Source organism: Mycolicibacterium sp. Y3 (assembly GCF_051188035.1).
Taxonomy (GTDB): Bacteria; Actinomycetota; Actinomycetes; order Mycobacteriales; family Mycobacteriaceae; genus Mycobacterium; species Mycobacterium fluoranthenivorans.
In genome coordinates this window covers 6,184,349-6,205,414 of sequence record NZ_JAVQLT010000001.1, presented here as the reverse complement: position 1 = coordinate 6,205,414, position 21,066 = coordinate 6,184,349, and the positions used below count along the sequence as shown (strand labels likewise).

The following is a 21,066-nucleotide window of genomic DNA, read 5'->3' as shown; positions in this document are numbered from 1 at the left end:
AAACCAGCCTCATCCGCAGGCGCGCGGGGCGGACCCTTGAAAACCCGTAGTCCGTGGACGGCGATCCGGGGGACCGGGGTCTCACCCGGTCCAGGACAGCGTGCGCAGTTGCTTGCGTGAGGTGATGCCGAGCTTGACGAACACCTTGCGCAGGTGCCATTCGACGGTGTGGGTGCTGATGAACAGTTGCGCGCCGATCTCCTGATTGGTCAGGCCGTCGCGGGCCAGCCGGGCGATCTGCCCTTCCTGGGCGGTCAGTGCGTCGCCCGAGCCGACCTGCTGTTTGCGTACCTTCTCGCCGGTGACGGTCAGCTCGCGGCGGGCCCGCTCGGCGAATCCGTGGGCGCCCATCTCGGTGAACAGTCGGTGGGCGGCGCTGAGTTGTTTGCGCGCGTCGGTGCGGCGGTTCGCGCGACGTAACCATTCCCCGTAGGACAGCCGGGCCCGGGACAGATGTAGCGCGATATCGGCGCGTTCCAGCCGTTCGATGGCCTCGACGAAAGCACCTTCGGCAGCGTCGTTGTCGGCGAGCAGCGCCTGCGCCGCCGCGACCGCGCCCAGGCCCCAGTCGGTGCCGCTGGCGCCCGCCCGTTCCTCGAATTTGGGGAGGGCCGCCGCGGCGGTCTCGCGGTCTCCGGCGTGGACGGCGGCCTCGATGAGTTCGTACAGGCACCACCCGTAGAAGCCGAGGTCCTCGTACTCGCAACATCGGCGTGCCTCGGCGAGGGCCTCGTCGTAGCGGCCGAGCCCGTTGTAGAGGACCGCGGTGCTGAATCCGGACAACCCCAGCAGTCGGCCTTCGCCGCGGGCGGCGCCATCGGTGGCGGCCGCGGCGATGATGTCCTCGGCCTCGGTGAGCGCACCGCGCCAGGCCGCGAGCATCAGCGTGTGGTACCGCACCGGCGCGTAGCCCATCGATGCCGTGATGGTCTTGGATTCCTCGATCAGTCTTGTGGCCGAATCGAATTCGCCGCGGTAGAAGTGCACACCCGCCCGATACCCGAGAGCAGGCGGCAGGGCGGCCAGCGCCCCCGCCTCCCGGGCACGGCGGACGGTGTCGGTGGCGATTCGTTCGAGCACCTCGTCATCCCACAGCTCGTGGGCCGCGGACTCCTGGGCTATCGGGAACGGCCAGTACAGCCACTGGCCCGCGTGCTGCTGCGCGTGCGCGTTCCACAGTTCCAGCGCCGCACGCAGATCGTCAGATCCGGCGCCGGGGCCGTCCACGACCCTGGTGGCCATGCCGCGCAGCAGAAGGTCGACCGGCCGCTCCAGCTGTATCGGGCCGCTGACCGCGGCCAGACCCGCCGCGGCCACCTCGGTGAGCAGGCCGGGCTCGCCGAGACGACCGGCGTACATCGCCGCGGTCAACGACTCCAGGTACGTTTCCCGGGCCAGGTCGTCATCGAGACCTTCCAGCCCCCGCGCCGCGTCCAGAAGCTGGGTGGCCGCCGAGCCGACGAGCGGGGCACCCGTGGATTTCGCCCGGCTGCGCACAAAGTCCATCTGGGCCCGCATCCGGGCGACCTGGGCGCGTTGCAGGTCGGACAGCGGCCCGGCTTCCGCCAGCGACAACAACTCGTAGGCGGCCTCGGGGGCGGCCGCGTCACGTTTGGCCTGGGCCGCGGAGATGGCGCGGGACCCACGAAGTTCCGGGTCGCGTGTGAGTACGGCCGCACGTTCCAGAAATGCTGCCGCGGCAGCGATTCCGCCCCGGCTCTGGGCGCGGCCGGCGGAAGCTTCGAGTTCCGCGGCGACGCCGTCGTCGGGTCCGGTCGCCGCACTGGCGGCATGCCAGGCCCGACGATCCGGATCGGCCTGCGGGTCGGTGGCTTCGGCCAGCGCACGATGGACCGTCCGCCGGTCCCCGAGTTCGGCGGCGCGGTAGGCGGCCGAACGCATCAGTGGATGGTGGAACCGCATCCGGTGCCCGAACTCGATGATGCCCGCGGCTTCGGCCGGTGCCAGCGCGTCGATCGGGATGTCCAACTGCGCGGCAGCGCGCAGGAACAGTGCCGCGTCTCCCACCGGCTCGGACGCGGCGATCAGGAGCAGTCGCTGGGTGGCTGCCGGCAGGGCGGTGATCCGCTGGACGAACCCGGCCTCCAGTGCCGCGGTCGATGATCGCTTACCCGCGATCCAAAACCCGCCTGCCAGTTCGGTTGCGGTCGCGGTGCGTGGCACGTCGACCAACGCCAGCGGCAGCCCGCGCGTCTCGGCCACGATGCGGTCCCGTACCAAGGGGTCGATCCCGCCGAGCATCACTGATTCCAACAGCGCCCGGGCGTCCGCATCGGAGAGCCCGGTGATCACGAGTTCGGGCAGGCCGGGCAGCAGCTCGGAGAAACCGTCGCGGATCGCGAACACCATGGCGACCTTCTCCGCGAGCAGGCGCCGCGCAACGAACGCCAGCGTCTGCACCGACACCTGGTCGAGCCATTGTGCGTCATCGATCACGCAGAGCAACGGCTGGTCGTCGGCGGCGGCCGCGAGCAGACTCAGGACCGCCAGTCCGACCAGGAAGCGGTCCGGGGTCGGGCCGGCGCCGTAGCCGAAGGCCACGGACAGCGCTTCGCGCTGCGGCGCGGCCAAGGTGTCGAGGTAGCCCATCAACGGGGCGCACATCTGCTGCAGGCCGGCGTACGCGAGTTCCATGTCGGACTGCACCCCGGACACCTGGACGGTGCGGAAGTCGGTGGCGGCCGCGGTCGCGCAGTCCAGCAATGCGGTCTTGCCGACCCCGGCCTCGCCGCGCAGCACCATGGCCTGCCCGGTTCCGGACCGCGCCGTGGTGATCAGGTCCGCGAGTCTTGCGCATTCCGGGCCGCGGCCGTGCAGTTCCGGCTTCGACTGCCCAGCCTGAGTCGACATAGCTCCCACCGCATCTGTTGGTTCGATCTGGAATGCTAGCGGCGGTATCAGCCGTCGACGAAGGTGACGGTCTCGTGCAACGGCGCCCAGCCGGTGCGGGTCATGGTCCTGGATTCGTCTTCGAAGCCGATCGACATGCCGCAGAAAAGGCTGAGATCGTCTGGGGGTGAGAGGACGTCTGCCACGGTCGCCCCGGTCAGTGAGTCGCCGCTTGTTCGATAATCCAGTCCGCGAACCGGGTCTCGAAGAATGTCGCGGCCCCGCCGGGAACCAGGGTGTCGTCGTCGATATCGATGCCCCAGTATTTCGCAGCGGGATCGGTGATCACCGGGCGCTTGTCCCCGCGCGCGATCAGGGCGGTCCGGATGAGATCGGGCAGCGTGAACCGTTCGGGCCCCCCGATCTCGGCAAATCCGTTCACCGGGTCGCCGAGCGCGGCGATGGCCACCCCTTCTGCCACATCGGCCGCCGCCATCGGCTGAATTCCTTTCGCGGGCAACCGGATAGCACCGTCGACGGCGGCCGAATCGGCGATGGTATCGAGGAATTCGAAGAACTGTGTCGCCCGGACGACGGTGTGGGGGACCGGTCCGGCGGCGATCAGCTTCTCCTGGGTCAGCTTCGCGTCGAAATAGCCGCTCTGCTGCGCCAGGGTCGGGGTGCCCACTACCGAGAGTGCGACGTGGTGACCGACTCCTGCCGCGGATTCGGCGGCCAGCAGGTTGGTGGCCGACCTGGTGAAGAACTCGCGCGCTGCGGCATCTTCGAACGTCGGCGAGTTCGACACGTCGACGACGACCTCGGCGCCCTCGAGTGCCTCGGACAGTCCCTCGCCGGTGACGGTGTTCACCCCGGTGCGCGGCGATGCCGGGACTGCGTCATGACCGTGTTCGGTCAAGGCGTGCACCAACTTCGACCCGATCAGACCGGTTCCGCCGATGACGACGATGCGCATGATGTCCCTCTCCGGCCGCAGCCCGCGGCGGCCTCCGCGCACCAGAACGGATGCGGTGGCGAGGATTCATCCCCGTTCGACTCGCCAGGGTCACGTCGGAACCGCGGTGGTCCCTCGCGCCACCAGCGTCGGGGGTACCACGATATCGGCCGGCTCGAGGCCCTCGGTCTCGTTGTCCAGGCGTCCCACCAGGCGTGTCACCGCCGCGCGGGTGAGTTGAGGAGTCTCCTGTCTGACGGTGCTCAGGTCGATATGTGCCAGGCCGGCCAGCGGGCTGTCATCGAAGCCCATGACCGATATCTGCTGGGGCACCGGGACGCGGGCACGCACCAGTACGTCGAGCACGCCGAGGGCGCACCGGTCGTTGAAGGCGAAGATGGCAGACGGGAGCGGTGTACCAGAGCTGAGCAAGGCAGTCGCAGCCGCCGCGCCCTCACGTTCGGTGAGCCCACCCTGGTGGATCTCGGCGGTCGCGCCGGCTGCCCGCATGGCCTGGGTGTAGCCCCGGCGCCGCTCGGCAGCCCCGGGCGCGCGGCCGCCGTCGAGATAGGTGATACGGCGGTGGCCCAGGCTGTGCAGATGGGCAACGGCCATCGCGGCGCCGGCGGTGTCATCGCTGCGGACGGCGTCCACGCCCCGCACCTTGCGGGCCAGGACGACCACCGGGGTGCTGGCCGCCAGGGTGACCAACTCGGCTGCCGGAAGGTTCGGCCCCAGGAGCACCAGGGCCTCACACCGGTCGTCGACCAGGGCGCGCACCGCGCGACGCTCGTCGTGATGCGGGGTGACGCCGCTGAGCACGACCTCGTAGCCGAATTCGTCGGCCGCGGCGTACACACCGTCGACGAGTTCGGCGTGGAACTCCTGTCCCGCAGCGAATGTCACGCCGAGCAGCTTGGTGCGCAGTTGACGTAACCGTCGCGCCCGCGGATCAGGCCGGTAACCGATTTCGTCGGCGGAACGGCGCACCCGGGCGCGTGTCTCGGCGCCGGCACCGGGCGCATCGCGCATGACGATGGACACCAGGGCCCGGGAGACGCCCGCGTGCCGGGCGACATCCTCCAGTGTCGGACGATGCTGCATGAAGTGAGACTAGAAGGTTCTAGTGCGTCGTGCTTTACTGATCGCGACTAGAGCGTTCTAGTACCTCGAAAGGTGACCTATGAGCTTCCAGCTGGCCGTCTGCTCGGAGATGGTCTTCCGGGATCTGCCGATCATCGACCGTGTCACGCGGATCCACGAGCTCGGGTTCGCTGTGGAGATCTGGAGCTGGCACGACAAGGACCTGGAGGCGCTCGCCGCCACGGGGGCCACCTTCACCTCGATGACCGGCTACCTGCACGGTGACCTCATCGACCCGGCCACCGCCGACGACGTGGTGCGCACCGCCGAGCTCAGCATCAAAGCCGCCGAGACGCTCGGGGTGACACGGCTGAACCTGCACACCGCCGAACTGGTGGACGGCCAGGCGGCGCGACCGCGGCAGCGTGCCACCGGGCAGATGTGGCTGACGGCGTCGCGCACCCTGGAGCGTATCGGCGAACTCGGCGCGCGGGCGGGCGTGACGTTCTGCGTGGAGAATCTCAACACCATCGTCGACCATCCCGGCGTGCCACTCGCTCGAGCCAAGGACACCCTCGCGCTGGTCGAGGGCGTGGGGCATCCCCACGTCAAGATGATGCTGGACCTCTATCACGCGCAGATCGGCGAGGGGAACCTGGTCGAACTGATCCGCCGCTGTGGTGCAGCCATCGGCGAGATCCAGGTGGCGGACGTGCCCGGCCGCTGCGAGCCGGGCACCGGTGAGATCAACTACCCGACGATCGCCAGGGCACTGCACGAGATCGGATTCACCGGCACCGTCGGTATGGAGGCGTGGAACTCCGCGGACAGTGCGGCTGCGCTGGCGGCGTTCCGCGCGGCCTTCACGGTCTAGATTGCCGCCACTTCCGGTAGCCGCGGTGCGCGGCGACGGCGCCGACGATGGCGGTGACACACCACACCACCGCGGCAGCGACGGCCAGCGGGGCCGACTGGTTGCCCAGCGCGGCTCCCAGCGAGGTGTAGACGAATGCGCGCGGCACCGAACCGATGAACGCGCCGAGCGCCATCTGCCACAACGGAACTCCGAACGCGCCGAACGCATAGGAGGCCAGTGCGTCGGACATTCCGGGGATGAACCGCTGCCCGACGACGGCCCACAACCCGCGCCGTTCGATCTGTCGATCGAGCCGGTCGGCGCGCTCGGCCCCGAGCAGGGCGCGGGCGCTGCCGCGACCGGCCCGCCGTCCGACCAGCGTGCTGATCATCGCGGTTCCGACGGTGGCGCCGAGCGTCACACCGAGTCCCACGACCGGGCCGAACAACAGACCACTGCCCGCGGCCAGGATGGTGCCCGGGACGAAGATCGCACCCAGCCCGGCCGACAGCACGATGTAGGTCAGCGGGGCCGCCGGCCCGGTGGCGGTGACGGCGGCGCGGATCTCGTCGGTGTCGACGACCCGGCCGAACACCATGATGCAGAACAGTCCGCCCAGTACGGCCGCGAACAGCCCGAGACGCACCAGGTGGCGCCGCCGGTCGGCGATGAGGTCGCTCGCGGCGGAAGCCGGGCTGTCCAGGCTCTCGGTGTCGGTCATGTCATCTGCGATTCTGCCTGGTCTCGCGCGGGTCCTAACGGTTGGCCGCGAGCAACGCCAGTTCGGTGCGGGACCGGCAGCCCGTGTTGTCGAGGGCGCGGCTCACATACTTCTTCACGGTGTCCTCGGTGAGTACGAGTTCCGCGGCGATCCGCGCGTTGGTCAGTCCACGGGAGAGCAGAACGACCACCTCGCGCTGCCGGTTGGTCAGTGCGGCAAGGGGATCCGGCTGAAATCCGGGCAGGGCGCGGGACACCACGCGTAAGCGCCGGCACAACAGGCGCATGGTCGACGCGTCGCGTGGGCCGACGGCGGCGGGATCCGGGTCGAACAGGCCGACCAGGCCGTGCCGGTGCGAGCCCATCGAGAACGTGAAGGCATTGCAGGACTGCAGACCGGCCCGGCGCAGGAACTGTTCGACGTAACGGGCGGCGGGCTCCGGCGGCGGCGGCAGCTCGTCCAGACAGACCCCTCCGGTGTCCTGCAGCCGTTGCAGGGCGGCAGGGGTGGCGAACACGTCCGAGGTGTTCCAGGACCGCAGATAGTCGTCGAGAATCTCTCCGCTGGGATCGCCGGTGGTCGCGGGCGCAGCGTCGCGGAACGCATCGGCCACGCTGTCACCGGTGAAGAAGGTGACGCCTTGGACACCGAAGGCGTGTTGCACGGCGTCGACCACAGCACGGCGGAACTCGCCGAGATCGGCGGCGTCTTCGCAGGCTTCCAGCACGGCGAAGACGCGTTCGTAGTCCCGGGCGCCGAGCCCGGCGGCACCGGTCACGCCACCAGTAAAGCAGGCGCGTCGGTCGCGGAATGTCCTCTTTCGTGCACTGGGTCCGGCGCGGCCGGCTGGTTAGGTTCGACGTATGCGTGCGGTGATGGCCCGGCGAGGTGTGGTGGCGGTCGAAAACGTCGAGGATCCGGTCCCGGAAGCCGGTCAGGTACTGGTCGCGCCGCGGGCGTGCGGGATCTGCGGTTCCGATATCCACCTGGTGGAGTCACAAGCGGCCGCCCCGGATCTGGTGCCACCGATGGTGCTGGGCCACGAGTTCGTCGCGGAGATCCTCGACTACGGTCCGGCCACCTCGCGGATGCTGGTGCCAGGGACGCTCGTCACCTCGGTGCCGTTCCTCGACACCGCCGGCGGCCCACAGCTGTTGGGGCTCTCGCCTGCGGTGACCGGTGGGCTCGCGGAGCGGATGGTGTTGCAGGAGAGCCGTCTGCTGGCAGTGCCGGAGGGTGTGCCCGCTGCACACGCCGCGGTGACCGAACCGCTGGCGGTCGGGGTCCACGCCGTCGCGGCCGCGGGTATGGAACCCGGGGATGTGGCGCTGGTGCTCGGCTGTGGTCCGGTGGGGCTGGCGGTCGTTGCCGCGCTCAAGGCGGCCGGGCACGGGCCGGTGGTGGCTGCCGACTTCTCGGCGACCCGGCGCGGGCTGGCGGGGACGATCGGCGCCGATGCCGTGGTCGATCCCGCGGAGCACAGCCCCTACACCCGATGGACCGAGCTGGCCGGCCCGGCGTTGCCGATCTCGCCGCTGATGGCTGGACCCGTTCGCGCCAACACGGTGATCTTCGAATGTGTGGGCCGCCCCGGCATCCTGGCAGCGGTCATGGAATCCGCTCTGCCGCACAGCAGGATCGTCGTGGTCGGGGTGTGCACCCAGCCCGACACCATCGTCCCCGCGGTCGGCACGACCAAAGAACTCGCACTGCGCTTCGTCTTCGCCTACCGGCCGGAGGAGTTCGAGGTGTCGCTGCGGTGGATCGCCGACGGCACGGTGAATGTCGCAGCGATGATCACCGCGACCCTGCCCCTGTCGGCGGCGGCCGAGGCGTTCGGTGCCCTGTCGCTACCCGACGAACACTGCAAGATCCTGCTGACCCCCGACACCCAGGAGATCGTATGACCCGCTTGCGCTTCGGCTATTTCATCGCCCCGTTCCACCGGGCCGGTATCAACCCGACGCTCGCGCTGCAGCGCGACCTCGAACTCATCGAGCACCTCGACGCGCTGGGCTATGACGAGGTCTGGATCGGTGAGCATCATTCTGCCGGCAGCGAGATCATCAGTTCCCCAGAGGTTTTCATCGCTGCTGCCGCCGAGCGCGCCAAGCGGATCCGATTCGGTACCGGCGTGATCTCGCTGTCGTATCACAATCCCCTGTGGGCGGCCGACCGGTTGATGCTGCTCGACCACCTCACCCACGGCCGCATCATCGGTGGTGTGGGGCCCGGTTCGCTGCCGACGGACTCGGCGATGATCGGTCTGACCCCGACCGACACCCGGGAACTGCTCGAGTCCAACCTCGACATCATGGTGCGGCTATTGGCCGGGGAAACCGTGACCGCCAAGACGCAGACCCACGAATTCTTCGACGCGCAGCTGCAATTGGCGCCCTACGCCGACGGCGGGATTCCGCTGTCGGTGGCAGCGGTCGCGTCGCCGACCGGTGCCCGGCTGGCCGGCAAACACGGGATCGGGTTGCTCTCGATCGGGGCCACGCTCACCGAGGCGGGGTTCGACGCGCTGGCGCACCATTGGAACGTCGCCGAGGAACGCGCTGCGGCCTTCGGGACCACCGTGGACCGCGGCAACTGGACGCTGGTCGGACCCTTCCACGTCGCCGAGACCGACGCGCAGGCTCGCGCCGACGTCCGGTACGGGATCCAATCGTGGTTCAACTATTTCCAGAAGGTCGCGGCCTTCCCGCAGATGACCATGCCCGGGGACAAGATCGATGAGATGATCGACACCATCAACGATCTGGGTGCCGGCGTGATCGGCACCCCGGAGCGGGCACGCGCTCAGGTGCAGCGACTGTGGGATCAGTCCGGCGGGTTCGGGTCGATGTTGCAGATGGCCGCCGACTGGGCGAATCCGGCGGCGACGAGACGATCGGCGGAACTGTTCGCCGAGGAGGTCATGCCGCACTTCCAGGGACAGGCCCAGCCGACACTGGACGCCGCGGCGCGGGCGGGTCAAGTTCGGGAGGGGCTGGCGCAGACCCAGATCGACGCCATCACGCATATGACGCGCAAGTATGAGTCCGAGAAGGCCGGCGGGTAGTTTCTTCTGCCATGGGCACCCGATGGCAGAACGCGGACGCGCCGAGGGGTGACGACTACGACGCCCGCTGGCGCACACTGTCGGCCAGCGGGCAGAGCGTCCACGGGGAAGCCGACCTGGCCGAGTCCTTGCTGCGCGAGCACGGCGGCACCCGAGTCCTGGACGCCGGTTGCGGTACCGGACGGGTGGCCATCGAGTTGGCTGAGCGGGGGTTCTCGGTCGTGGGCGTCGATGCCGACCCGGCGATGCTGGACACGGCTCGCGCCAAGGCCCCGCACCTGGAATGGGTCCTGGCTGATCTGTCCGCCCCAGAGGCCGGGGTGGCCGGAGAGTTCGACCTCATCGTCGCGGCGGGAAACGTGATGATCTTCCTGGAACCGGGCACCGAGGCGCAGGTGGTGGCCGGACTGGCCGGGCACCTGGCGCCGGGTGGACTGCTCGTGTCCGGGTTCTCGCTGCGCCCGCACAGGTTGTCGCTGGCCGACTACGACAGGTTCGCCACGGCTGCCGGTCTGGAACCGATGGCGAGGTGGTCGACCTGGGATCGTGCGGAGTTCACCGGCGGTGACTATCTGGTATCGGTACACCGGCGTGCGCCCCGACCGCCGGAGCGACCCAGTCGTTGAGGAATTCGCGTAAGGCGTGGCCCTGTCGGGCCGGCCGCCCCGGATCGACGATGAACGACTGCAGGATGCGCAGCATGAACTCGACCAGCTCGTCGAGTCGGCGATCGGCGAAGCCGGCTGCCGCCCAATCCACACCGAAGCGCTGCAGGATCGAGCGTCCGAAACCGATGGCGATATCTGACGTCACGCCCGCGGTGAAGGCGCTGGCCTTTCCTGGCTGGAGCACCAGGCCGAGGTAGCGGTCGTGCGGCAACTGCTCGATGGTGTAGGCGATCCCTTCGACGACGGCCTCGGTCGGATCGTCGATCGAACCCAGTTGGGCGGCAAGGCGATCGAGAAATCCGGCCACCGATGACACCGCAGTTGCGGCCAACAGCGTCTCGTGGGTGGGGAAGTACCGGTAGATCGTCTGGCGGGTGACGCCGAGGGTCTGGGCCACCTCCGACACGCTCACGGTACCGCGCGCGTCGATGGCGCTGCGCGACGTCTCGATGATGCGGCGTACCGCCTCGTCGTCGTCGAGCGGGATGTCACCGGACCAGCCGTGCCTGCGCATCCGACGATCGTCGCACGAATCCGCCGCAAAGCTTGACAGTACAGTTGTTGTTGAATGTATGGTCAGATCATGGTTCTCAGCCCGATGAGCAGCGCCGACGAATCCCTGACCCGGCGTGCCCTGCAGCACGCACTCGACGGCACCACCGATATGGCCGACGCCGTGCTCAAGGTGCCGCTGCACTACTACCGCGATCCCAAGATCACCGAGATCGAGGAGTCGCAGATCTTGCGCCGGGTGCCGCTGGCGATCGTTCCGTCGGCCCAGCTCCCGAAGAACAACGACTTCGTGGTCCGCTCCGTGCTGGGCGACTCACTGCTGGTGACACGGGACCGGAGCGGTCTCACCCATGTCTTCCTGAACTACTGCCGGCACCGGGGGGCGATGCCGGCCTGCGGCTCGGGTAACGCATCGCGTTTCGTGTGCCCGTACCACGCCTGGACCTACCGCAACACCGGCGAACTGTTCATGGTGCCAGGCAAAGCCGGGTTCGACACCATGGACAACGCCGACTACGGTCTGGTCGAACTCCCCTCGCAGGAACGGTACGGGTTCATCTGGGCGGTCCTCACCGCGGATGCCACCATCGATCTCGACGCTCACCTGGGTCCGTTGGGACCGGAACTGGCGCAATGGAATTACGGAAGCTACGGCTACCACACCGATCGGGAGTTCTCCTCGGAGGTGTCGTGGAAAGGCGCGTTGGAGGCGTTTGCCGAGGGCTACCATTTCCCGTTCGTCCACGGCGAGAGCCTGATCGGGCAGAACACCCTGCCGAACACGGCCATCTACGACGAGTTCGGCAAGCACCATCGGATCGGCTTCCCGTTCACCTGGATCAAGAACCTCGCGGAGGATTCGGTGGCCTCGCTGGAGCCGTCGGCCAACATGGGGGTGATCTACTGGGTGTATCCCAACCTGATCCTGGCCAACAGTCCGGTCGGGGTGGAGATCATCGACATGCTCCCCGAGGGCGAGCCGACGCGGTGTACGGTCCGGCACAGCTGGATGGGCCGCATACCGGCGGTCGATGACGATATGCGCGCTCTCTACGACACCGTCTACGAGGGCGTGCATGCCGCGGTGCGCGACGAGGATTTCGCGATGTTGCCGCAGTGCGGTGAGGGCGTTCGGCACGGCCAGCACGACCACATGATCATCGGTCGCAACGAGATCGCCGTGCAGCACATGATCAAGGTGTTCGCCCAGGAGCTGGGTGTCGCGCTGGCCTGAACACCCGCCGGCTCATCGAGGCGCGGCGACGTCGAGCACCATGAGGGCCGAGGAGAACTGAACGGTGGCGGCCGGATCGCCGAGGTCGACGCCGCACAACCGCTCGATGCGCCGCAATCGCTGCGCCACGGTGTTCGGGTGGATCGTGAGTCTCTGGGCGGTCACGTTGCGGTCCTGCTTACACGCGAAGTGGGTGTGCAGCGTCGAGACCAGATCGGTGCGGTGGGCGGCATCGTATTCGAGCAACGGGCCCAGCGTCCGGGTGGCGTAGGCCAAGAGCTTGGCCGGATCATCAAGTTGGAGAAGCAATCCGACGATACCGAGATCCTCCAGGCCGACGACGGAATCGGTGCGGCCGGCCCGAACGGCGATCTCCAAGGCGCCTTTGGCGATTCGATATGCGTCACCGTATTCGGTCGCCTGAGCGGGCGAGACGGCGATGGTCGCGGTGACATCCGGCGCCGCCCGGGCCATCGCTCGATGGACCATCACGCCTGGCGGCACGTCGGTATCGGTGGCGTCGGGCCACAGCGCGACCAGCACTCCACCGTGCATGGCGACCAGTGGACGCGGCTGATAACCCGATGCCACTTCGGTGACCGCCGAGAGCGCACGCTGCCAGGCCCGTCGGGTGGCCACCTCGCCGGAGCCGGTGAGGGTGGCGACGATCGCGATATGTGCCACGGTGAGGTCGTGACCCAGGCGCTGGGCGCGCTCCACCAACTGCGGTGTCAGGTGCCCGCTGCCGGTCAGCACATCGGCCAGCAACTCCCCGCGCACCCGGCGCTCCACCTCCGCTGCTGTCTGCACGCGCAACAATTCCACCGAGATCACGATGGACGCGTGCTCCACCGCGCGAATCTGCAGGGGGTCAAGCGAATCGAGGGTTCCCGGAAACCAGATCCGCGCCGCCACCTCGCTGCCGAGCCGCACGCTTGCGACGAGCCAACCGGTGGGAGCACCCGCACCGTCGACGGCCTCGGCGACAGTGGCCGGGGACGCTGTGGGCTCGCCGTCGGACATCGCGGAACGTAGGGCGGCGGTGGGATAGTCGACGCCATCGGAGGAGCGGGCGATCTCGCCCTGGCGGGCGTCATCGATGAGCACGGGCCGGCCGATCAGGTCGCTGAGGGCGTTGGCGATGCCTCCGATGCCGCCGGAGCGCAAGGTGACCGCCAGCAGCCGCTCGTGGATCTGTTCCGAACGCGCAAGAGCGTCGCGTTGTTCGCGCAGTGAGCCCGTCAAGGCGCGTAGCTCGTCGAGTCGGCGTGCCGAGGTCAACGCGATCGCTGCATGGTTGGCGAGCAGGATCAACCGTTCGATCTCGTAGCGGGTGAAGGTGTGTACCGAGGCGTAGTAGCCGTTGAGCGTCCCGAGTACCTCGGTGCCGGCGATCAGGGGTACGGCGACGATGGCCCGGTAGCCCTGGTCCTGTGCCACGCCGGCCCAGAGCGCGAATTCGGGTTCGATCCGCACATCACGGATGGCCACGGGCTCACCCGTGTGGAAGGCCCGAGTCGACGGTGAGCCGCTGTTCAGCCGGATGGGTCGGTCGGAATTGACCCGTCGGACGTACTCCTCGGACAGTCCGCTCCAGCCCTGTACTTCCAGTCGCTCCCGGGCCGCATCGGGGACGAGCACGCCGCAGAAGTCGAAGCCCAGCAGCGTCCTGGCCGTGTCCGCGACCAGGCAGAGCACCTCGGGCAGGTCGGTCTCGGCACCGGCCCGCGCGCTGAGGGTGCGCAAGGCGGCCAGCCACGTCACGAGTTCCGCGCCCGGCCGCTCGTGGCCCGTCGATACCGTCACCTGAACAGTGTCTCGCATAGATGTATGTCTGTGGATACATAAAAGACGATCAAGTATGTCTGTTCAGACATTGAAGGCGAATGCCGTTGTGACGACACTCATATCCATGACCCAAGTCTCACCGGCCACCGCGCCCCCGGCCCCGGCATCGTCGCCCGGTCAGTTCCGCGACATTCTCAACCCAGCCACCGGCGAAGTGCTCACCACAATCCCTGAACAGGGCGAGAACGATGTCGATGCCGCGGTCGCGACAGCGCGCGCGGCGTTCGAGGACGGACCGTGGCCGAACATGGTTCGCAGTGAGCGCGCCAAACTCCTGCTGCGCATCGCGGATGCCATCGAGGACTCCAGTGCGCAGCTCTACACCCTCGAGGCACGTAACAACGGGCGGCCGATCACCGAGACCCGTGCGCAGCTGTCCCGTGTTCCGGAATGGTTCCGGTACAACGCCGGTCTCCTGGCCGCCCAACGCCAGGCCGTACTGCCCGGCGATGGCCCATACCTGACCTATCAGCAGCGGCTGCCGCTCGGCGTGTGCGGCATCATCACGCCGTTCAACCACCCCATGCTCATCCTGGCGCGCAGCCTGTCCGCCGCCCTCGCCAACGGAAACACCGTGGTGGTCAAGCCGTCCGAACTGACCCCACTGACCACACTCGCACTCGCTGACATCCTCACCCGCGCCGGACTGCCCGAGGGTGTGTTCAACGTCGTGACCGGCGCACGGGACGCGGGGCGACGGCTCACCAACCACCCCGACGTCGCCAAGATCACCCTCACCGGAGGCACCGAAGCGGGCCGATCCGCTGCCATCGCGACCGCGTCCCGATTCGCGCGGATCACCGCCGAACTCGGCGGTAAGACACCGGTGCTGCTCTTCGACGATGTCGACCCCAGCATCGCGGCGGAGGGTGCGGCGTTCGCCGCCTTCGTCGCCGCCGGTCAATCCTGTGTCGCCGGATCGCGATTCCTGGTGCAGCGCGGCATCTACGACGAATTCGTCGCGGCGCTCACCGCGCGTGCGCAGGCGATTCGGCTCGGCGATCCGGGGCTGCCGAGCACGCAGATGGGTCCGCTCATCAGTGCCCGCCAGCGTGAGAAGGTCGTCGCGCTGATCCAGACCGGTCTGGACGAGGGAGCGACCTTGACCGCCGGCGGACAGGCACCGGTGCTGCCGGACCCGTTCGACAAGGGCTTCTTCCTCTCACCCACCGTGCTGTCGGACGCCACCATGGAGATGACGGTCGCCCGCGAAGAGATCTTCGGGCCGGTGGCCGTGGTGATCCCCTTCGACGACGAGCACGACGCCGTGCAGATGGCCAACGACAACCCGTACGGGCTGGGCGCCGGGGTATGGACCACCGATGTGAGCCGTGCCCACCGCGTCGCGGCGCGCATCGAGGCAGGCATGGTGTGGGTCAACGATCACCACCGGCTCGAACCTTCCCTCCCGTGGGGCGGCATCAAAGAATCTGGGTCTGGAAAAGACGCCGGCACAGAGTCTTTCGACGACTTCTCCTGGATCAAGACGATCGTCGTGCGGACCGCGGCCGACAACGTCGACTGGTACGGCGACCAGCCGCAGCGCCGACTGAACTGACCCGCATCCCCATACCCCGAAAGGCACCACCATGTCCGCAGGACGTTGGCATCACGACATCACCCGAACGCAATGGCTCGTGCTGGCAGGGACCACCTTGGGCTGGGGTCTGGACGGCTTCGCCGGCAGTCTCTACGTCCTGGTGCTCGGGCCCGCCATGACCGAACTGCTTCCGCACAGCGGTATCGGCGTCGACGGCGCTGCGATCGGCTTCTACGGAGGTATGACCGTCGCGCTGTTCCTCGCCGGATGGGCCACCGGCGGAATCCTGTTCGGCATGCTCGCCGACTACTTCGGCCGCACCCGGGTGCTCTCGATCGGCATTCTCACCTATGCGGTGTTCAGTGCCCTGGCGGTCTTCGCCGATACCTGGTGGCAGCTGGGCCTGCTGAGGTTCATCGCCGGCCTTGGGTCAGGTGTCGAGGCGCCGGTGGGTGCGGCGCTGATCGCCGAAACCTGGCGCAACCGTTTCCGGGCGCGCGCAGGCGGGGTGATGATGGCCGGATATGCGGGCGGGTTCTTCATGGCGGCCGCGGCCTACGCACTCCTGGGCGATCACGGGTGGCGCGCCATGATGCTGCTCGCCGGTATCCCCGCCCTGGTGGTCTGGTTCATCCGCCGCTACGTGCCAGAGCCGCCGGAGATCGGCGCGCACCTGGAAGCACGCAAGGAGCGAAAGGCGCTCGGTCACAACCACGATCAGGACCGATTCGTGCTGCGTCGGCTGTTCAGCCCGCCGCTGCTGCATCCCATGCTGGTCTGTACCGCCCTGGCCACCGGAGCGCTCATCGCCTTCTGGAGTGTGTCGACGTGGTACCCGCAGATCATCAGGCAGATGACCACAGCCGAGGGCCTCGCCCGGCCGGTGGCCGATCATCGGGTCGCGGTGGCCGCGATGCTGTTCAACGCGGGCGGCATCATCGGTTACGCCGCATGGGGTTTCGTCGCCGACGCCATCGGCCGCAAAAGAGCCTTCCTCATCAGTTTCGGGGTTTCGGCGGTCACCATCGGATGGTCATTCCCGTTCGAACGCAGTTATCCCGAGATGTTGATCGCGATGCCGCTTCTGGGTTTCGGATTGTTCGGCGCGCTGTCGGGCACTTTCATCTACGGCCCGGAACTGTTCCCGCCCAGTGTGCGAGCCACCGCACTGGCGGTGTGCAACAGCGTCGGTCGCTACGTCACCGCCCTGGGACCCCTGACAGCCGGTGTGATCGCCGCGTCCTGGTTCGACGGCAACCTCGGCATCGCCACGGCATCGGTATCGGCGATCGGCCTGATCGCCGTGATCGGCCTGGCCTTCGCGCGTGAGACACGCGGTACGCCCATGCCCGTTGACGACCCCGCTGACCACATCATCCCGCTGAGCGAAAAGAGCGCGTCATGACCGAATACTCCACCGCCTCGGCGATCGTCGTCGGGGGATCGATCGGAGGGTTGACCACCGCGCTGCTGTTGCGCGACTTGGGTTTCCAGGTAGATATTTACGAGCGCACCCCGATCCCGCTTGATGGTCGCGGCAGCGGAATCGTCCTGCAACCGGATACCGTACGCTGGTTCGCCGAACGGAGCACTCAGAATCTGGCCGACCTCCAGACCACCACCGCCTACGTGCAGTATCTCGACCCCAGCGGCGCCACCGTGCACCGCGAACCCGCCCGGTGGACCTACACGTCCTGGGGTACGTTCTATCGGGCCCTGCTCGCCGACTTCGGCACCGAGCACTACCACTACGGCGAATTCGCCTGCGGTTTCAGCCAGGACGCCGACACCGCGACCGTCCGATTCGTCAGCGGCAGAACCGCAACAGCCGACCTCGTCGTCTTCGCCGACGGCATCACCTCCCCGGCCCGCGAATACTTCGACCCCGAAGCCAAGCTGGCGTACGCCGGCTATGTGGGTTGGCGGGGCACCGTCGCATGGGCGAACCTCACCGCCGAGAGCCGCGATGTGCTGGGCGATGCGATCACCTACACCGTGATCCCGAACTCGCACATCACCATGTACCCGATCCCTGGGGAGGAGAGTCTCGACCAGGCCGACCGCCTGATGAACTACGTCTGGTATCGCAATGTGCCCGCCGGCCCCGAACTCAGTGAGTTGCTGATCGACAAAAGAGGATTCACCGGGTCGGTGTCCGTCCATCCGGGGCAGGTTCAGGATCGCTTCGTCGCCGAACTGCGGGAGGCCGCCGCCGCACAGTTGGCCCCCGCCGTGGCCGAGGTGGTCGAAAAGACCCCACAGCCCTATCTGCAGGTGCTCTCCGACGTGCGGTCCACGCGGATGGCGCTCGGCCGGGCCGCACTGATCGGTGATGCCGCGTGTGCGTCGCGGCCACACGCCGCGGCCGGAACCGCCAAAGCCGCGGCTGACGCGTGGGCCTTGGCCGACGCCCTGTCCACCTCGGCGGGTGACATCGCCTCCGCGCTGTCCAAGTGGGAGCCGGCGCAGCTGCAGCTCAGCGACGCCCTCCTGCGCCGCGTGGTGGATATGGGTGAGCGATCGCAGTTTCACAACACCTGGATGCCAGGGGATCCAGATCTGCGCTTCGGCCTCTACGGGCCTGGGCACTGAACACCTTCACGAGGAGAGGAACTCGACAATGACCGACAACAACTACCTGACCGATCTGCCGCTCGCGGGTGAACTGGTGGCCACCGACTTCGAGAGCTGGCCGGACTGGCTCAAGACCGAGTTCGCCGAGCACGCCTTCGATGGAAACGTCGGATCCCGGCTGCTGAGCGAGGATTCCCGCGTCAGGGTCTGGGAGATCCGGCTGGCGCCCGGGGAACGCTGGCATGCCCACCGGCATGTCCTGGACTACTTCTGGACCGCGATCAACGCCGGTAGCAGCCGCCAGCACACCCATGACGGCACGGTGCGCGAGGTCTCCTACCATGCCGGGGAGACCCGCCACTTCCATTTCGGGCCGGGGGAATTCCTGCTCCACGACATCGAGAACATCGGAGACACCGAGTTGGTCTTCACCACTGTCGAGCACCTGGACAGCGACAACACCGCTCTGGACATCGCACGATGACGGCCGTTGCTCAGCCGGGCGGTGTCATCGACGTCCACGCCCACTGGCTTCCTCGCTCGCTGTTCGGGCTGCCACCCGGCGCGCCGTACGGGCCGATGCACGACCGGGATGGCCAGCTGTATCTCGGTGATCTGCCGTTGTCCATCGCCACCGAGTCCATGAGCGATGAGGCGGCCATCATCGAGGACATGAACCGTGCGGGGGTCGCGGTGCGGGTACTCTCCGCACCCCCGTTCGCGTTCCCGCTCAGCGGTGAGGCGGGCGGCGCGGACTACGCCCGGGCCTTCAACACCGCCCTGGCCGATGTCGTTTCCCGGACCGACGGAAAGCTGCTGGGCCTGGGTGTCGTGAGCTTGGGCGCCCCCGAGGAGATCACCGCCCAGTTGACGGTGTTGCGCGATACCGAGGGCATTGTCGGGGTGGCCATCCCGCCGGTGGTCGCGGGCGAGTCCCTGCACCGAGGCGCGTTGCGGCACATCGTCTTCGAGGCCGCCCGCCTGGACCTCGCCGTACTGGTCCATCCCATGCAGATCGGGCGTCCGGAGTGGGCGGACTACTACCTGGCCAATCTCATCGGCAATCCTGTCGAAACCGCTACCGCGGTCGCGAATCTGGTCCTCAGCGGTATGAAGGATGAGCTTCCCGCGCTGCGCATCTGCTTCCTGCACGGCGGTGGCTGCGCCCCGGGACTGCTCGGCAGGTGGGACCATGGCTGGCGTGCCCGCGCCGACGCCAGGGGCGGGTGCGCGCGAGTGCCGTCCGAGGTCTTCGCCGATCTGTATTTCGACACGGTCACCCACGGCGCGCCCCAGCTCGAACTGCTCTGCAAGATCGCCGGGGTGGACAAGGTGGTGTGCGGCAGCGACTATCCGTTCGATATGGCCGAAACGGATCCGGTACGGTTCGCGGTGAAACACGGTCCCGACCGGGAAGCGTTGTCTCGGGCGGCACGCGCTTTCCTGGGGTTGAGCTGATGTCGGCGCTGTTCACCCCGCTGACCCTGCGCGAGGTCACGTTCGCCCATCGGGCGTGGATGTCGCCGATGATGCAGTTCTCCGCCGTCGTCGACGGACCGGAGGCCGGCACACCCACGGACTGGCACCTGCAGCACTTCGGTGCGCGGGTCATCGGCGGGGTGGCCCTGGCGATGGTCGAGGCCACCGCGGTGGACCCCGTCGGCCGCAGCAGCATCTACGACCTCGGATTGTGGAATGACGCTCAGGTGCCGGGATTTCGGCGACTGACCGATTTCATCTCCGCGCTCGGTGCAGTTCCGGGAATCCAGATCGTGCACGCCGGCCGGAAGGGATCCACAGGTCGGCCCTGGCCGGATCACACCCGTGACCCGCAGTCCTGGACGACGCTGGGCCCCAGTCCGATTCCTTTCGGCCGTCTCCCTGCTCCGGAGGAACTCAGCCGCCATGACATCGAGGGCATCGTGGCGTCCTTCGCCGCCGCGGCCCGCCGGGCCGCCGCGGCCGGATTCCGGGTGCTCGAGATCCACGGCGCCCATGGCTATCTCATCCACCAGTTCCTGTCGCCACAGTCGAATATGCGCACCGACGACTACGGCGGGTCGCTCGACAACCGGATGAGATTCGCTCTGGATGTTGCGTCGGCGGTGCGGGCGGCGTGGCCTGAGCACCTACCGCTGTTCTTCAGGGTGTCGGCCACCGACTGGCTCGCCGGCGATACCGACGATCCACGCCCCGGCTGGACCGTGGCGGACACCGTGGCGCTCACCACCGGATTGAAGAATGCGGGAGTGGACCTCATCGACGTGTCCACCGGCGGGGCGGTGCCCGACGCCAAGATACCGGTGGCCCCCGGCTATCAGGTTCCGTTCGCCAAACGGGTCCGCGCCGAGGCGGACATCCCCACCGCGACGGTCGGTCTGATCACCGAGGCCGAGCAGGCCGAGGCCGTCATCTCCGGCGGCGAGGCCGACGCGATCTTCGTCGCCCGCGCTCTGCTGCGCAACCCCAACTGGGTTCGCGACGCCGCGCATGACGCTGGGATCGCGCTGGCGCATCCACCCCAGTACAGCCGGGCCTTCACCTGAGTTGCGGGTGCCCGTCCGGCGGCGCACACCGCCGGACGGCCACACACCGCGGCTACTCGACGACGAAAACCGGGATCTGCCGGGTCGTCTTGGTCTGGTATTCCGCGTACGGCGGGTAAGCCGCGACGGCCAGTTCCCACCAGTGCGCGCGTTCGTCGCCCTCGATCTCGCGGGCGGTGAGTTCGACGACCTTGTCGCCGTCCTGCACGGTGACCTGCGGATGGGCCAGCACGTTGTGGTACCAGGACGGGTGGTTCGGGTCGCCGCCCTTGGACGCCACCATGGCGTACTTGCCGTTCTCCTCGACCCGCATCAGCGGGACGTAACGCTTCTTGCCCGACTTCGCCCCCGTCGTGGTGAACAGGACGATCGGGCGATCAAGGATCTCGACGCCCTCGGTGGTACCCGTCTCCAGGATCTTCTCGGTCTGGCTGCGGACCCAGTCGGTGGGGCTCAGTTCAGGATGCTCAGTCACCTGCTGCGCAACACCGATCGGTGTGCGGATATTCCCGGGTTTGTGACGCAACGTTACGGAAGAAAATCGCACCGATTTGATCGCTATCGCAAGAATCCGGGTTCGGACATCGTTTCGGGGTTAGCGCCACTACGCG

19 protein-coding genes are annotated in these 21,066 nt (G+C 68.0%); 11 read left to right on the top strand and 8 right to left on the bottom strand.

Features of this window, described 5'->3' with window-relative positions:
* Positions 1 to 81: 81 nt before the first annotated feature.
* From QN239_RS30295 to QN239_RS30285, 3 genes are all read right to left on the bottom strand, one after another.
* On the bottom strand, positions 82 to 2,871 hold the full coding sequence (locus tag QN239_RS30295; RefSeq protein WP_499016154.1) for an AAA family ATPase: 2,790 nt from the start codon (positions 2,869 to 2,871) through the stop codon (positions 82 to 84).
* Positions 2,872 to 3,067: 196 nt separating this feature from the next.
* On the bottom strand, positions 3,068 to 3,826 hold the full coding sequence (locus tag QN239_RS30290) for an SDR family oxidoreductase (protein ID WP_499016152.1): 759 nt from the start codon (positions 3,824 to 3,826) through the stop codon (positions 3,068 to 3,070).
* Positions 3,827 to 3,916: 90 nt separating this feature from the next.
* The gene (locus QN239_RS30285; RefSeq protein ID WP_499016151.1) at positions 3,917 to 4,909 is read right to left on the bottom strand and encodes a LacI family DNA-binding transcriptional regulator; all 993 of its coding nucleotides are present in this window, start codon (positions 4,907 to 4,909) and stop codon (positions 3,917 to 3,919) included.
* A 79-nt stretch (positions 4,910 to 4,988) separates the two neighbouring features.
* On the opposite strand from QN239_RS30285, the gene QN239_RS30280 reads away from it, so the two are divergent.
* Positions 4,989 to 5,762 (top strand): TIM barrel protein, encoded by a 774-nt coding sequence (locus QN239_RS30280; RefSeq protein WP_499016149.1) that lies wholly within the window; start codon positions 4,989 to 4,991, stop codon positions 5,760 to 5,762.
* On the opposite strand, the gene QN239_RS30275 is transcribed toward QN239_RS30280, so the two are convergent.
* Together QN239_RS30275 and QN239_RS30270 are read right to left on the bottom strand one after the other, a co-directional pair.
* On the bottom strand, positions 5,752 to 6,465 hold the full coding sequence (locus QN239_RS30275) for a TVP38/TMEM64 family protein (RefSeq protein WP_499016147.1): 714 nt from the start codon (positions 6,463 to 6,465) through the stop codon (positions 5,752 to 5,754). The genes QN239_RS30280 and QN239_RS30275 overlap by 11 nt on opposite strands.
* Before the next feature lie 34 nt (positions 6,466 to 6,499).
* Entirely contained in the window at positions 6,500 to 7,243 is a 744-nt protein-coding gene (locus QN239_RS30270) for a helix-turn-helix transcriptional regulator (RefSeq protein WP_499016145.1), read from the bottom strand.
* Between the two features lie 85 nt (positions 7,244 to 7,328).
* Here QN239_RS30270 and QN239_RS30265 point away from each other — a divergent pair, with 85 nt between their 5' ends.
* Genes QN239_RS30265 through QN239_RS30255 form a run of 3 tightly spaced genes read left to right on the top strand, consistent with a single transcriptional unit; the run spans position 7,329 to position 10,158 of the window.
* Positions 7,329 to 8,372 (top strand): zinc-binding dehydrogenase, encoded by a 1,044-nt coding sequence (locus QN239_RS30265; RefSeq protein WP_499016144.1) that lies wholly within the window; start codon positions 7,329 to 7,331, stop codon positions 8,370 to 8,372.
* Positions 8,369 to 9,532 (top strand): LLM class flavin-dependent oxidoreductase, encoded by a 1,164-nt coding sequence (locus QN239_RS30260; RefSeq protein WP_499016142.1) that lies wholly within the window; start codon positions 8,369 to 8,371, stop codon positions 9,530 to 9,532. The genes QN239_RS30265 and QN239_RS30260 overlap by 4 nt, the downstream gene beginning before the upstream one ends.
* 11 nt (positions 9,533 to 9,543) lie before the next feature.
* A complete protein-coding gene (locus QN239_RS30255) occupies positions 9,544 to 10,158 on the top strand; it encodes a class I SAM-dependent DNA methyltransferase (RefSeq protein ID WP_499016140.1) in 615 nt (204 codons plus the stop codon).
* Here the strand turns inward: QN239_RS30255 and QN239_RS30250 are convergent.
* Entirely contained in the window at positions 10,088 to 10,714 is a 627-nt protein-coding gene (locus QN239_RS30250) for a TetR/AcrR family transcriptional regulator (RefSeq protein WP_499016138.1), read from the bottom strand. The genes QN239_RS30255 and QN239_RS30250 overlap by 71 nt on opposite strands.
* Before the next feature lie 69 nt (positions 10,715 to 10,783).
* Between QN239_RS30250 and QN239_RS30245 the strand changes: the two genes are divergently transcribed.
* Complete coding sequence (locus QN239_RS30245) at positions 10,784 to 11,947, top strand: aromatic ring-hydroxylating oxygenase subunit alpha (RefSeq protein ID WP_499016135.1); 1,164 nt, start codon at positions 10,784 to 10,786, stop codon at positions 11,945 to 11,947.
* A gap of 12 nt (positions 11,948 to 11,959) precedes the next feature.
* Here QN239_RS30245 and QN239_RS30240 read toward each other — a convergent pair whose 3' ends face one another.
* A complete protein-coding gene (locus QN239_RS30240; RefSeq protein WP_499016133.1) occupies positions 11,960 to 13,753 on the bottom strand; it encodes a helix-turn-helix domain-containing protein in 1,794 nt (597 codons plus the stop codon).
* A gap of 106 nt (positions 13,754 to 13,859) precedes the next feature.
* Between QN239_RS30240 and QN239_RS30235 the strand changes: the two genes are divergently transcribed.
* From QN239_RS30235 to QN239_RS30210, 6 genes are read left to right on the top strand one after another with little or no spacing between them, the layout of a single operon-like run.
* The gene (locus QN239_RS30235; RefSeq protein WP_499016131.1) at positions 13,860 to 15,353 is read left to right on the top strand and encodes an aldehyde dehydrogenase; all 1,494 of its coding nucleotides are present in this window, start codon (positions 13,860 to 13,862) and stop codon (positions 15,351 to 15,353) included.
* A 31-nt stretch (positions 15,354 to 15,384) separates the two neighbouring features.
* Positions 15,385 to 16,740, top strand: coding sequence for an MFS transporter (locus QN239_RS30230; protein ID WP_499016129.1), 1,356 nt, complete (start codon positions 15,385 to 15,387; stop codon positions 16,738 to 16,740).
* Positions 16,737 to 17,927 carry an FAD binding domain-containing protein gene (locus tag QN239_RS30225; protein WP_499016127.1) on the top strand — a complete coding sequence of 397 codons (1,191 nt, stop codon included), beginning with the start codon at positions 16,737 to 16,739 and terminating at the stop codon, positions 17,925 to 17,927. The genes QN239_RS30230 and QN239_RS30225 overlap by 4 nt, the downstream gene beginning before the upstream one ends.
* Before the next feature lie 28 nt (positions 17,928 to 17,955).
* On the top strand, positions 17,956 to 18,393 hold the full coding sequence (locus tag QN239_RS30220) for a cupin domain-containing protein (RefSeq protein ID WP_499016125.1): 438 nt from the start codon (positions 17,956 to 17,958) through the stop codon (positions 18,391 to 18,393).
* The gene (locus QN239_RS30215) at positions 18,390 to 19,367 is read left to right on the top strand and encodes an amidohydrolase family protein (protein WP_499016122.1); all 978 of its coding nucleotides are present in this window, start codon (positions 18,390 to 18,392) and stop codon (positions 19,365 to 19,367) included. Before QN239_RS30220 ends, QN239_RS30215 begins: the two co-directional genes overlap by 4 nt.
* The gene (locus QN239_RS30210) at positions 19,367 to 20,455 is read left to right on the top strand and encodes an NADH:flavin oxidoreductase/NADH oxidase (protein ID WP_499016121.1); all 1,089 of its coding nucleotides are present in this window, start codon (positions 19,367 to 19,369) and stop codon (positions 20,453 to 20,455) included. Before QN239_RS30215 ends, QN239_RS30210 begins: the two co-directional genes overlap by 1 nt.
* Positions 20,456 to 20,507: 52 nt before the next feature.
* On the opposite strand, the gene QN239_RS30205 is transcribed toward QN239_RS30210, so the two are convergent.
* The gene (locus QN239_RS30205; RefSeq protein WP_499016117.1) at positions 20,508 to 20,930 is read right to left on the bottom strand and encodes a nitroreductase family deazaflavin-dependent oxidoreductase; all 423 of its coding nucleotides are present in this window, start codon (positions 20,928 to 20,930) and stop codon (positions 20,508 to 20,510) included.
* Positions 20,931 to 21,066 lie beyond the last annotated feature (136 nt).